The 13183-nt window shown below is 40.1% G+C and carries 10 protein-coding genes; all 10 read left to right on the top strand.

Annotation, left to right across the window (positions count from 1 at the left end; all coding sequences use genetic code 11):
- The first annotated feature begins 4 nt into the window (after window positions 1-4).
- The 10 genes from gatB to NZ900_00410 all read left to right on the top strand — a co-directional run bounded on the left by gatB (window position 5) and on the right by NZ900_00410 (window position 13183).
- Window positions 5-1444 carry an Asp-tRNA(Asn)/Glu-tRNA(Gln) amidotransferase subunit GatB gene (gatB, locus tag NZ900_00455; GenBank protein MCS7232568.1) on the top strand — a complete coding sequence of 480 codons (1440 nt, stop codon included), beginning with the start codon at window positions 5-7 and terminating at the stop codon, window positions 1442-1444.
- Window positions 1441-2661, top strand: a complete 1221-nt coding sequence (locus NZ900_00450; protein MCS7232567.1) for a class I SAM-dependent RNA methyltransferase — start codon at window positions 1441-1443, stop codon at window positions 2659-2661. Before gatB ends, NZ900_00450 begins: the two co-directional genes overlap by 4 nt.
- Before the next feature lie 4 nt (window positions 2662-2665).
- Window positions 2666-4756, top strand: a complete 2091-nt coding sequence (gene fusA, locus NZ900_00445) for an elongation factor G (GenBank protein ID MCS7232566.1) — start codon at window positions 2666-2668, stop codon at window positions 4754-4756.
- Window positions 4757-4778: 22 nt separating this feature from the next.
- Window positions 4779-5984, top strand: a complete 1206-nt coding sequence (locus tag NZ900_00440) for a 2,3-bisphosphoglycerate-independent phosphoglycerate mutase (protein MCS7232565.1) — start codon at window positions 4779-4781, stop codon at window positions 5982-5984.
- A 16-nt stretch (window positions 5985-6000) separates the two neighbouring features.
- Window positions 6001-6939: an ornithine carbamoyltransferase gene (argF, locus tag NZ900_00435; GenBank protein MCS7232564.1), complete on the top strand. Its 939-nt coding sequence runs from the start codon at window positions 6001-6003 to the stop codon at window positions 6937-6939.
- Between the two features lie 2 nt (window positions 6940-6941).
- Window positions 6942-8009 (top strand): alanine/ornithine racemase family PLP-dependent enzyme, encoded by a 1068-nt coding sequence (locus tag NZ900_00430; protein ID MCS7232563.1) that lies wholly within the window; start codon window positions 6942-6944, stop codon window positions 8007-8009.
- Between the two features lie 24 nt (window positions 8010-8033).
- The gene (locus NZ900_00425; protein MCS7232562.1) at window positions 8034-9644 is read left to right on the top strand and encodes a Na+/H+ antiporter NhaC family protein; all 1611 of its coding nucleotides are present in this window, start codon (window positions 8034-8036) and stop codon (window positions 9642-9644) included.
- A 71-nt stretch (window positions 9645-9715) separates the two neighbouring features.
- Window positions 9716-11194: a tetratricopeptide repeat protein gene (locus NZ900_00420; protein MCS7232561.1), complete on the top strand. Its 1479-nt coding sequence runs from the start codon at window positions 9716-9718 to the stop codon at window positions 11192-11194.
- Window positions 11184-11972 carry a diadenylate cyclase CdaA gene (gene cdaA / locus NZ900_00415; protein MCS7232560.1) on the top strand — a complete coding sequence of 263 codons (789 nt, stop codon included), beginning with the start codon at window positions 11184-11186 and terminating at the stop codon, window positions 11970-11972. The genes NZ900_00420 and cdaA overlap by 11 nt, the downstream gene beginning before the upstream one ends.
- 2 nt (window positions 11973-11974) lie before the next feature.
- On the top strand, window positions 11975-13183 hold the full coding sequence (locus NZ900_00410) for a CdaR family protein (protein ID MCS7232559.1): 1209 nt from the start codon (window positions 11975-11977) through the stop codon (window positions 13181-13183).

Raw genomic sequence — 13183 nt, 5'->3', positions numbered from 1 at the left:
TTCCTTGGAGCTTAAGCCTGTTATAGGTCTTGAAATACACTGTCAGCTTCTCACGAGGACCAAGCTTTTTTGTTCTTGTCCTACTGACTATGTGGGAAGGGAGCCTAATACTATAGTTTGTCCTGTTTGCTTAGGACTTCCAGGTTCTCTTCCTGTTCTTAATAAGGAGGCTTTAAAGCTTGCCCTTAGGGCTGCTATAGCTTTAAATTGTAATATATTAAGAAAAACGAGGTTTCATAGAAAGAACTATTTCTATCCTGATCTTCCTAAAGCTTACCAAATATCTCAGTACGATATACCATTAGGGGTGCATGGTTATCTTGAAGTTAATGGTAAAAAAGTTAGGATAAGAAGGATCCATATGGAAGAAGATGCAGGAAAGCTTGTTCACCCTACAAAGACTGGTAGGCTAGAAGGAGCGCAATACTCTTTAGTTGACTTTAACAGGTGTGGTGTCCCTCTTATAGAAATAGTTACAGAACCTGATATTTCCTCTCCAGAGGAAGCTAAAGCTTTCGTTATGGAGTTAAGGAGCTTGGTTCAACATATAGGGGTTTCAGATGGTAATATGGAAGAAGGTTCCTTAAGATGTGATGCTAATATATCTATATCCGTTGATGGTAAATGGGGTACAAAAACGGAGATCAAAAACATGAACTCCTTTAAGGCTATTGAAAGGGCCTTGGCTTACGAGATTAGAAGACAGATAGATACGATTCTTTCTGGGGGAGAAGTTGTTCAAGAGACAAGACATTGGGATGATTCAAGGGGTATAACCACCTCTTTAAGAGGTAAAGAAGAAGCTCATGATTATCGTTATTTTCCTGAGCCTGATTTATTGCCATTGACTATTACTGATGAGCTTATTAGCGAGATAAGGGCAACTATGCCAGAGCTTCCGAAGGCTCGAAGAGAAAGGTGGAAAAGAGACTATGGCTTAGGGGATTATGAAGTTTCAGTTTTAAGCTCTTCTAAGCCCCTAGGAGATCTCTTTGATACCTGTGTTAGAGAGATAGGTAGGCCGAAAGAGGTTTCTAATTGGCTTCAAGTGGAGTTTCTTAGGATAGTTGATGAGCTTAATCTTAGAATAGAGGAAAGCGTTTTTGTGGTTCCTTATCTTAAAGAAATATTGGAGCTTCTTGATAATGGGGTGATAAACGCTCAAATTGCGAAATCCGTTTTTGAGGAAGCCGTTAGATTGAGGAGGTTTCCTCATGAAATAGTTAAATCTAAAGGATTAGAGCAGGTTAGTGATGAAAGTGCGATAAGGGAAGCGGTGAAGTCCGTTTTAGCTGAGAATCAAGATGCGGTTCATTCTTACTTAAGTGGTAAAGATAAAGCATTTAATTTTCTCTTGGGGCAGGTTATGAGGGTAACGAAAGGAAAAGCTAATCCGGCTGTAGTAAGAAAAGTATTGGAGGAGGAGCTTAAAGCTCTTTCATGAGGCTTTTTATTGAAAAGATGGTTTATGGCGGATATGGATTATGTCGAACACCGGATGGTCTCATATTTGTTAAAGGGGGTATTAGTGGAGAGGTAGTTGAGGCTAGGATAAAGGATAGAAGGAAAAGTTATTCTTTTGCTAATATTGTGGAGGTCATAGAGCCTTCTCCTTTTAGAGTTTCTCCAAGATGTTCGTATTTTGGAATTTGTGGGGGGTGTGATTGGCAACATATATCCTACGAAGCTCAAATTTGCCTTAAAAATCAGGTTTTAGAGGATGTTTTTAAGAGAATAGGGGGTTTTTCTATTAAACCGGAATTGATTTCTGAAGGGCAGCCGTGGGGTTATAGATATAGAGCTCGTTTTCATTCTGATCATAGAGGAAGGTTAGGTTTTTTTAAAGAAGGAACCAATGAAATTGTTTGGGTTGGAGATTGTCCAATTCTTGTGTCTTCCATAAATGAGGCTAAAAGGAGTTTAGAGGAGATAAGAGGTTTCGAAAAAGGGGAAGAGATTTCTATTATATGTAGTTATGGAAGTGGTGAAGTTCTTGTTCATATTAAGGAGGGGGTGAAGAAAAGGAAGAGAGAAAAACTTAAGGAGCTTCCTTTTTCCATAATTGAAAGGAAGTCTGTTTTGAAAGGAAAGCCTTATATATTTGGGAAATGGTGCAATCTTGACATTAGATTTTCTTATGATTCTTTCTCACAGGTTAATCCTAAGGTAGGTGAAGAGCTTTATTTTTTTATAGTCAAGGAGCTTAAGGAAGTTAAGAAAGTATGGTATCTTTATGGTGGGGTTGGAATTTTAGCTATGTTGCTTGCTATTGATGGTAAGGAGGTTAAGCTTATAGAGGTAAATAGTTCTGCAGTTGAAGATGCGGAGGAAAATCTTCGCAGATATGGCCTTTTAGGAAAAGTGGAAGTTATAAGAGGAGACGTAGGGCGAATTTTCCCTTCTCTTTTATTTGATTTTGAAGCTGAGGCTCTTGTTGCTGACCCGCCTAGAGAAGGAATGGGAAAGGAAGTGATAGATGCCATTAAAAGAAGTAACATAAGAAAGCTGATTTACGTTTCTTGTCATCCTCCCGTTTTGGCAAGGGATGCGAATGTTTTGAAAGAAGCGGGCTATAATTTAGTAGCCCTTAAATGGGTTGATATGTTCCCTCAGACGTCTCATATAGAGGCAATTGGAATATTATGTAAAGGAGGAGGTTAAAATTATGGGGTATAACTCTTCTGACATTAGAAATGTAGGTTTGATAGCTCATGGTGGTGCTGGTAAAACTTCGTTAGCGGAAGCCATTCTTTTTAATGGAGGTTCTATTACGCGGTTAGGGAAAGTTGATGAGGGTAATACTGTTATGGATTTTGATCCTGATGAGATTAAGAGAAAAATCTCCATTAACGCTGCGGTTGGCTTTGTTGATTATAAGGGCAAAAGGATAAATGTTATAGATATGCCTGGTTATGCTGATTTTATAGGAGAGGTTCTTGCTTCGATAAGGGTTTGCGATAGCTTGATAAGTGTGGTTTGTGCTGTCTCTGGTGTTGAAGTTAATACAGAAAAGACGTGGGAATATGCTGCTGAGCTTGGTTTGCCAAGAATGGTTTTCGTAAATAAGCTTGATAGGGAGAGAGCAGATTTTTATAGGGTTTATGAAATGATAAAGGATTACCTTTCCAGAGATGCTATTCCTATACTCATTCCTATAGGATCTGAGCAAACTTTTAAGGGTGTCATTGATCTTCTCAAAGGCAAGGCTTATGTTTACGAGAAAGATAGGAGCGGAAAGTTTAAGGAAGAAGAGATTCCTGCTGATTTGAAAGATAGAGTTTCTGAGATGAAGGAGATGCTTGTAGAAAAGGTCGTAGAAACTGATGAATCGCTTATGGAGAGGTATCTTAACGGAGAAGAGGTGTCTCCAGATGAAATAGTTAAGGCAATGAGGAAAGCGGTGCTAAAGGGAGAAATAATCCCTGTTTTATGTGGTTCGTCTACTGAGAATATTGGGATAAAGCAACTTATGGAATATATAGTAGATCTTCTTCCATCTCCTGTAGAAAGGCCTCCTGTTAAGGGGATCCATCCTGATAGTAAAGAGGAAATGGAAAGAAAGGCAAACTCGGGAGGGTCTTTTTCTGCTTGGGTATTTAAAGTAGCTTTAGATCCATATGTAGGTAAGCTCGTTTATTTGAGGGTTTGGTCAGGAGAGGTCCAAGCTGATGCGACTGTTTTTAACTCTACAAAAGGAGAAGAAGAAAGACTAAGTAACTTGTCTTATCCTCTCGGTAAATCTCTTGTTAAGGCTGAAAAGGCTATTGCTGGAGATATAGTTGTTATAGCAAAACCTAAGGTTAGCGGTTTTGGAGATACTTTATGCTCTAAGGATGCTCTTATAGTTTTCCCAAGCGTTACATTTCCAGATCCAGTTTATTTCTTAGCTATAGAGCCTAAAACCAAGGGTGACGAAGATCGCCTTAGCAATGCTCTTCAGAGGCTTATGGAAGCGGATCCTACCTTTAAATCTTACAAGAATGTTGAAACGGGAGACACAATTATAGCTGGTATGGGAGATATTCATCTTGAGGTTGCCATAGACAGGATGAGGTCGAGGTACAATGTTGAACTTAATGTTAGAATGCCTAAGATACCTTATAGGGAGACAATAAAAGGTAGATCTAAGGCAGAGGGTAAATACGTTAAGCAGAGTGGAGGTCGTGGTCAGTATGGGTGGGTCTGGATTGAGTATGAGCCTCTGCCGAGGGGGAGCGGTTTTCAATTCGAGGATAGAATCGTCGGTGGAGTTGTTCCTAAGCAGTATATACCTGCGGTTGAAAAGGGATTGAGGGAGGCTATGCAGAAGGGTGTTTTAGCAGGCTATCCCACTGTAGATTTTAAAGCTGTTCTTTACGATGGGAAGTATCACGAAGTAGACTCTTCAGAGATGGCCTTTAAAATAGCAGCATCTCTATCCTTTAAGAAAGGTATTTCTGAGGCTAACCCTGTTTTGCTTGAACCAATAATGGAGGTAGAGGTAACCGTACCTGAGGATTATCTTGGCGATGTTATGGGGGACTTAAATAGCAGGCGAGGGAGGATTCTAGGTATTGAAGCGAGAGGAAGGCTTCAAACGGTAAAAGCCTTAGTTCCTATGGCGGAGATGGCTCGCTATGCTATAACTCTTCGCTCAATTACCTCTGGAAGAGGAAGTTTTAGAATGAATCTATCTCATTATGAAGAGGTTCCTCCTGAGATAACTAAAAGAATAATTGAGGAAGCTCAAAGAGAGCAGGAAGAGGAGAAGAGGTAGGGCTTTAAAGGAGGGGGAATTGATGGACAGGGAGTCTGTATTAAGGGATCTTGTAATAAGGGATGCGAACACTAAGATATTCTTCTTGGTAGTGGATGGAATCGGGGGATTGCCAGTGAACGGTAAGACTGAGCTCGAAGCTGCTTATACTCCTAACATGGATAAGCTTGCTTATGATGGGGCTTGTGGACTCCTTCATCCGATCTTTCCAGGTTTAACTCCTGGAAGTGGAGCAGGTCACTTAGCTCTGTTTGGTTATGATCCTCTTAAATATGACATCGGTAGAGGGATATTAGAAACGCTTGGAGTTGGGGCTGATGTTAGGAAGGGAGATTTAACCTGTAGAGGGAATTACGCTACTCTGAAAGATGGTATTATAACTGATAGGAGAGCTGGGAGAATTTCTACAGAAGTTAATCAGAAGCTAACGGCCAAGCTTGCCGATAAGATAAAGGAGATAGATGGGGTTCAGGTTTTTCTTTATCCAGGTATGGAACATAGGTTTGCGATTGTTTTTAGGGGTGAAAATCTTTCTGATAAGCTCACTGACGCAGATCCTCAGAAAAATGGTTTGCCTGTTGAAAAGGCTAGAGCCCTATCTCCTGAAGCTAAAAGATCTGAAGAGATAGTTAATAAGTTTATAGACATGGCTACGGAGGTCTTAAAAGATGAGTTTCCGGCTAATACTATTCTTTTAAGGGGTTTTTCTCTTCCACCAGATATACCAAGCATGGAGGAGCTTTATGGACTAAGGTGTGCTTCGGTAGCTTATTATCCTATGTACAGAGGTTTAGCTCAGCTTCTTGGTATGAGCTCCTTGAGTGCAGGACCGGAACCTGAGGATGCCTTTAAAGTAGTAAAAGATAATCGGGATAAATATGATTTCTTCTATATTCATATAAAGAAAACCGATTCTTACGGCGAAGATGGAGCCTTCGATAAAAAGGTAGAAATGATAGAGAAAGTGGATAAGGCTATACCAATCTTAATTGAAGCTAAACCTGATGTTCTGGTTATTACTGGGGACCATTCAACCCCGTCTTTGCTTAAAGCTCATAGCTGGCATCCAGTGCCGGTATTGCTATGGTCTCCTTATGTTTTGCCAAGCAAGGTCTCTAAATTTGGGGAATCCGAATGCTTAAGAGGGAGCTTAGGTGTAATGAACGCTGTTGACCTTATGCCTTTAGTTCTAGCAAATGCTTTAAGGCTAAAGAAATATGGAGCCTGAAGGAGGTTTTATACAGATGGTATGTAAACTAAAGGGTAGGCATTTTTTGACCCTTGCGGATTTTACAAGAGAGGAGATAGAAACCTTTCTTGAAACCGCTAGAGATCTTAAACTTAAGGCTAAAAGGGGAGAGTTTCCACCTCTTCTTGCTGGAAAAACGCTTGCGATGATTTTTGAGAAGCCATCGACGAGAACAAGGGTTTCTTTTGAAGTAGCTATGTATCAACTTGGAGGATATGCGCTTTACTTAAGTAAGAATGATCTTCAGCTTGGAAGGGGAGAAACACTAGCGGATACGGCAAGGGTTCTCTCACGGTATGTTGATTGTATAATGGCAAGAGTTTACTCACATTCTACAGTAGAGGAGCTTGCCAAGTACTCTTCAGTTCCTGTTATAAATGGTCTTTCTGACAAATGTCACCCAACCCAAGTTTTGGGAGATCTTTTAACTATTTGGGAGAAGAAAGGGAGATTTGAAGGGTTAAAATTGGTTTACGTAGGTGATGGGGCTAATAACATGGCTCACTCTCTTCTTTATGGCTCCACCATAATGGGTATGGATATAACGATATGTACCCCTAAAGGCTACTACCCTGATGAGGATGTACTGGAGAGAGCAAAGCAGTTTGCTAAAAGAAGTGGCTCTAAGGTAGAAATAGTGAACGATCCTAAAGAGGGAGTTAGGGGTGCGGATATAATTTATACTGATGTTTGGGTAAGTATGGGGCAGGAATCTGAAAGGGAAGAAAGGGTAAGGCTTTTTCAGCCATATAGGGTAGATTCTGCTTTAGTTTCTCTTGCTAAGGATGATGTTATAGTAATGCATTGTCTTCCTGCGCATAGAGGGGAAGAGATAACTGATGATGTTATAGATGGACCGCTTTCTGTGGTTTTTGATGAGGCTGAGAACAGGCTTCATGCTCACAAGGCTATATTGGCGTTGATAGTGATTTAGTTATGTACCCCGCTTTGGAGATATATCTTGAAAGAATAAAAGAAAATGCCTCTAAGGTTCTTGAGCTTTGTAATAAGAGCGATGTAGATCTTGTTGGTGTTGTTAAAGGATGTTCTGCTCTTCCAGAAGTAGCTTTTGCTTTTCTTGATGCTGGGGTGAAAGTGCTAGGAGATTCAAGGATTCAAAATGTAAAGAAGCTTAGGAGGGCAGGAATAGCCTGCCCTCTTATGCTTTTAAGAATACCTATGCTCTCGGAGATTAGGGATGTTGTTGAGCTTGCTGATATAGCCTTGGTTAGTGATATAAGCGTTATAAGGGCTTTGGATGAGAGAGCTGGTGGGCTTGGAAAGAGGTTTAGAGCGGTTCTAATGATAGATATGGGAGATCTAAGGGAAGGTATATGGCCAACCAATCTTTTATCCTATTTAGATATTTTCAAAGCTCTTAAGAGTGTAGAGCTTTGGGGTATAGGAGCTAATTTCGGTTGTTTTAGTGGCATTCTTCCTACAGAGGAGTCTTTATCTATGTTAGTAAACTATGCTTCCTTAGCTCGAGAGTATACTAAATTTGATATTCCTATAGTTTCGGTTGGAGGAACCGTTAGTTTATATCTTCTAGAGAAAGGAGTTATGCCAAAAGGGATAAACCAACTTAGGGTAGGAGAGGCTATACTTCTGGGCAAAGACTCAAGTAGGGATAGGGAGATTTCTTACTTGAGACAGGATACTTTTTTACTTAAAGCTGAAATAGTAGAGCTCAAGTTTAAACCTTCTTTCCCAATAGGAGAGAGAGGAAAAGATGCTTTTGGGAAAAAAACCTGCTTTGAGGATAAGGGGGTGAGAAAGAAAGCTATATTGGCATTAGGTAGACAAGATGTGGATATTGACGGGTTAATCCCTCAGCTCGAAGGTATTAACGTCCTAGGAGGATCAAGCGATCATACTATTCTTGATGTTAGCGATTGCCTTATCCCCTTAAAGGTAGGTGACATTCTCACCTTTAACTTGAGTTATGGAGCTATGCTTCTTGCTTCTACATCTCCATATGTGAGTAAGGTTTTTATAAACTAAGTTTTTGAAAGGAGGAGATAAGACATGGATGTACATCCATATGGTTTTTTATCGCTACTGCCCCCAGTTTTGGCTATTTTACTTTGCTTTTTGACTAAGGAAGTACTTTTTTCCCTATTCATGGGTATATGGATTGGAGCAACAATTCTTGCTGGTTGGAACCCATGGAGTGGTTTCCTTTCTACCTTTGATAGTTACGTTTTAAGAGCCCTTGTCCCCAAGGATGGGGGGACGTGGAACATGTCAATATTGATTTTCTCTATGACTTTAGCTGGTGCAGTTGGTGTAATGAGTAGGAGCGGAGGAACATTAGCGATAGCTCAAAGCTTAGCTAAGAGAGCTAAGACTCCAAGAGGAGCTCAGTTTTTTTCATGGCTTATGGGCCTGATAGTATTTTTTGATGATTATGCAAATACCCTTTTAGTAGGGCATACTATGAGACCTTTAACAGATAGCTTAAGGGTTTCAAGAGAAAAGCTTTCTTATATAGTTGATTCTACTTCTTCTCCTGTAGCAAGTTGGGCTATAATATCAACATGGGTAGGGTACGAATTGGGTTTAATTCAGCAGGCTCTTGAGAAGGTAGGGATTCAGGAGAACGCTTATCTTATCTTTTTAAAGAGCATTCCTTATAGGTTTTATTGTTTAGGAGCTGTTTTCATGGTTCTCGTAATAATCTTGCTTCAAAGGGATTATGGTCCTATGTATCAAGCTGAAGTTAGAGCTAGAACCACAGGTAAGCTTTTGAGGGATGATGCTAAGCCTTTGGCTTCGCCTGAGTTAGCCAAGTTTTATGTTCCTGAAGGAAAGTCTATAAGGGCTATAAATGCTTGGCTTCCAATTTTAACTATGATAATCGTTACTTTGGTCGGTCTTTGGTATAATGGCGGAGGGCTTGAAAAACCTTTTACCTTTTCAGGAATTCGTGATGCTATAGGTAATGCGGATGCATCCCTTGTCTTATTATGGTCTTCCTTTACTACGAGTGCTGTTGCTATATTGCTGGCCATTTCTCAAAGAATTTTGACCTTATCCCAAGCTTTCGAAGCCTGGGTAGAAGGAGCAAAGAGCTTGATAATAGCTCTTATTATTCTAACTCTTGCATGGTCTATAAAAGGAGTATGCGATGACATGAAAACAGCTGAATATATAATAGGTCTAACTAAAGGGCGTCTTTTACCTCAGTTTGCTCCGTTGGTTGTCTTTGTGGTAGCGCTTTTTGTTTCCTTTGCTACTGGAACGTCTTGGGGGACGATGGGAATTCTCATGCCTCTTGCTGTTCCCTTAGCTAATGCTCTTGGTGCTCCGTTAATTCCAACTATAGGTGCTGTGCTTACAGGGGCTGTTTTTGGTGATCACTGTTCTCCTATATCTGATACTACCATAATGTCCTCTATGGCTTCAGTTTGTGATCATATGGATCATGTTAATACTCAGCTACCTTATGCTATTACTGTGGCAGTAGTTGCTGCACTGGTTGGTTATATACCTGCGGGTTATGGGCTTAATCCTGGGATTTCTCTTTTAATGATATTTGGAATGCTTATTCTTGTAGTTAGAGTATTAGGTAAGCCAACCGATTTAAAGAGCCTTGATGTTGAATTTAAGCCTAGCGATGAGTTATTAAAGCAATAGGGGATAGTTAAAGCTGTGGGGGTTTATAAGCGACTCCCACAGCAAGCTTAACTTTCATGGGGGGAGAACGTTTGGAAGAAAAGGAAGTTTTAGAAAAGGAGTTTAGGGAGCTTGTAGATAGGGGGGAATGGAGTAAAGCCATATCTATAGGTAAAACCCTTATTCGCATGGATCCTAAGAATAGTGAGTATAGATATAAGCTGGGATTAGCTTTGTTAAACATTGGGAATGTGGAAGAGGCAAAAAGGGAGATCGAAAAGGCCGTTTTTATAGATCCTTATTACGTAGAGGCGAGGAATCTCTTAGGGGAGATTCTTTTTAAGCTTGGGAGGGTGGAGGAAGCGCTTAGGGAGTTTAAGAAAGCTGTGGAATTAAATCCTAATTTTGATAGAGCTTGGTGGAATATGGGCTACGTATATGATGAAATAGGAAGACTTGATGAGGCTGTGAATTGCTATAGGAAGGTTATAAAGGTTAATCCTTATAATGCAGATGCTTACAATGATCTTGCTGTTGTCTTTCTAAAGCAAGGGTTGATAGATGAGGCTATGGAAAAATTAGAGGAGGCAGTTAAGGTGAATCCTAATCATTATGGTGCTAAGGTTAATCTAGCTTTGCTTTGTATGGAAAGAGGCTTTTATTCCAGAGCTATAGACATCTGGAAAGAAGTAATAAAATTGAACCCTCAAGATGTTAATGCTTATATTTTCTTGGGAGATTCTTATGCTTCTAAGGAACTTTGGGTTAAAGCCTTAATGTCATGGAGAAAGGCTGCCGAGATCTTCCCAGAAAGGGGAGATATTCATCTTAAGATGGCTTGGGCTTACGCTAAGGAAGATGCGTGGGAGATGGTTTTACAAGAGGCGGAGAAAGCTTTGAAACTTGGAATAGAGAATGGTGAGGTTTATTATCTTATAGGGGGGCATTATTATAGAGTGGGGGATTATGACAAGGCTATAGAATTTCTTGAAAAAGCAAAAAGTAAGGAGTTTAAAAGTAGAGATCTTTACTATCTTCTCGGTAAAAGTTATATGTTCGTGGAAAGGTTTAAGAATGCTACGAATGTTTTTGAGGATGCAATAAAAGGGGGTTTTAGTGATAGAGAAATTTCTCTTTTGCTTTCCATGAGTTATATAAAGATAGGGGAGCCTGGTAAGGCACTGGCTATTCTTGAGGAGTTGTCACATAAGGAGCCTAGGAATGTGGATATCTTAAGGCAGCTTGCAAAGCTTTACCATAGGCAGGGGAGATTTGAGGATGCGGTTTCTTGCTGGAGGAACATTTTGGATATCGATCCGGAGGATAAGGAAGCTCTCGAAGCGATCGATAAAATTTCAAGGCAAGAGATTTCCATATCTAAGGCGGATTTGAAGTTTAAGCCTGAGCATGTGGAAGCACATAGGCTCTTAGCAAGAGGGTATATGAGAAGAGGAATGTTTAGGGAAGCGGAAGTAGAGTGGTTAAAGGTTCTTAAGGTATATCCAACGGATGAGGAGGCGCATAAAGCTCTTGAGGAGATAGAGGGAAAGGTGGGGAGGAATGCCTCTTAGGTGGCAGGATATTGCGGACATTTTAATAATAGCTTATGTTGTTTATAGGGTTTTGCTCTTTTTGAGAGGAACGCGAGCATTTCAACTTGTTAAAGGGCTTCTTTTGATTCTTCTCTTGAATGGATTAGCAAAATTTATGGGGCTTCAGGCTATAAGTTACTTTCTTGAAAGAGTCATAAGTTTGTCTTTTATAGTCATACCTATAGTTTTTCAACCGGAGCTTAGAAGAGGTCTTGAAGGGCTGGGAGGGGGTTTTTGGGAGAGTAAAGGGGTTTCTCCCAGGAGAGGAGCTCAGATCGTTAGTGAGCTTTTTATTGCTATAACTTCTCTTAGAGAGAGTAAAATAGGTGCTATAATTGCTTTCGAGAGGAAGAGCAGCTTAAAGGATTTTTGGGATAAGGGTGTCAAATTAGGTGCAGAGATATCTGCTGAGCTTATTCTTTCGATCTTTAATCCTAGAAGTCCGCTTCATGATGGTGCTGTTGTAATTAGGGAGGATAAAATTTTAGCTGCAAGTTGTTTTTTCCCGCTGTCTGATAGAGAGATAGATAGACGGTTTGGTACAAGACATAGGGCTGCATTAGGGCTAAGTGAGGTTACAGATGCTTGGGTTTTAGTGGTTTCAGAGGAAAGGGGAGAAGTTTCTTTTGCAGTTAATGGTAGATTGGTAACGAATCTTAATGAGGAGGCTATAAGAAGGCTTCTTGAAAGATACTATTTCACTAAACAAAGAGAGAACTTTAAAGATAGGCTTTTGTCTTGGTTGAAGGGGGAATAGAGTTGAGGGGCATATGGAATATCCTTGAAAGTAAGCTTTTTTTATTAATAGTTTCTTTAATGATTTCTATAATATTTTGGTACTATACGGTGTGGATTGAGGGGCCACAAGTTGTGGAGAGAATAATTGAAGTTCCTGTAAAGGTCAAGAATCCCCCTGAGAAGATCTTAGTAGAGTATGAAACCAAAAGCGTCGAGCTTAACTTAAAGGGGGGTAAAAATGTTTTGGGAGGATTAACATCAAGAGATCTTGAAGCCTTTGTGGATCTTCAGGGCTTGAATCCAGGTATATATAGGCTTCAAGTTCAGGCTCTTGTTCCTCCTGGAGTTCATGTAGTTAGGATTAAACCCCCCTTTTTAGTGGTGTCCATAAGGGAGCTTATAGATCGAGAGGTTCCTGTAAGAGTTTTAACGGTGGGAAATCCTGCTGAAGGTTTTTTGGTTAATGAGGTGAAAGCGGTTCCTAACAGCGTGATCATTAGAGGTCCTAAGGATGTGGTGGAGAAGGTGCCTTACGTTTTTGCTACCTTGAATATTGGTGGGGCTGTGGGAAATATCGATGCTGTTTTAGAGCTAAGAGCGGAAGGAGTTTCTGAAAATTCTTTATCTGAGCTTATGATAATACCATCTAGAGTTAGAGCTTCTGTTTCTTTAAAACCTGGGTGGCCAACTAAGATAGTCAAGGTTAAAGTAGATATAAAGGGGAAGCCCAATGAAGCTTTTGAAATCGTTTCTGTTGAAGCGATTCCATCTCATATTACTGTAATGGGACCATCTTCTGCATTAGATAAGATAAATGAGATAGTGACGCCGCCGCTAGATGTTTCCGAGCTTAGTAAGACAGAGATTTTTGATATGACTCTTTCTGCCCCTGCAGAGTTAAAGTTCGTTGAAAAACCTAATATTAGAGTAATAGTGGAGCTTAAGGAAAGAGTTTTGGAGAGGGAGTATTTTCTTCCTGTTAGAATTCATGGTAGCAGCGTCTTTTTGAAGTGGAGAGTATCTCCTAATCATGTTAAAGTTAAGGTTAAAGGTCCGTACACTAAGATAATGTCTCTTAATATTCAGGATATTTTAGTTCTAGTAGATGTTTCGGGTGTGGATGTTAAGGAAGCCACTCTTCCGGTATCTATTTCCCTACCTCCTGGTTTAGAAGTGATTTCTGTTACTCCTGAAATGGTAAAAGTTTCAATCGTTAAGGAAGGAGGATGA

This window comes from Synergistota bacterium, from assembly GCA_025060595.1.
Classification (GTDB): Bacteria; Synergistota; GBS-1; order GBS-1; family GBS-1; genus 42-11.
Note: the sequence above shows the minus strand (reverse complement) of the source record. Positions and strands in the feature narration are given on the sequence as shown.

Coding starts and splice junctions, on each gene's coding strand:
- NZ900_00450 (MCS7232567.1), top strand. CDS start 1,441: ATGAGGCTTTTTATTGAAAAGATGGTTTATGGCGGATATGGATTATGT.
- fusA (MCS7232566.1), top strand. CDS start 2,666: ATGGGGTATAACTCTTCTGACATTAGAAATGTAGGTTTGATAGCTCAT.
- NZ900_00440 (MCS7232565.1), top strand. CDS start 4,779: ATGGACAGGGAGTCTGTATTAAGGGATCTTGTAATAAGGGATGCGAAC.
- argF (MCS7232564.1), top strand. CDS start 6,001: ATGGTATGTAAACTAAAGGGTAGGCATTTTTTGACCCTTGCGGATTTT.
- NZ900_00430 (MCS7232563.1), top strand. CDS start 6,942: ATGTACCCCGCTTTGGAGATATATCTTGAAAGAATAAAAGAAAATGCC.
- NZ900_00425 (MCS7232562.1), top strand. CDS start 8,034: ATGGATGTACATCCATATGGTTTTTTATCGCTACTGCCCCCAGTTTTG.
- cdaA (MCS7232560.1), top strand. CDS start 11,184: ATGCCTCTTAGGTGGCAGGATATTGCGGACATTTTAATAATAGCTTAT.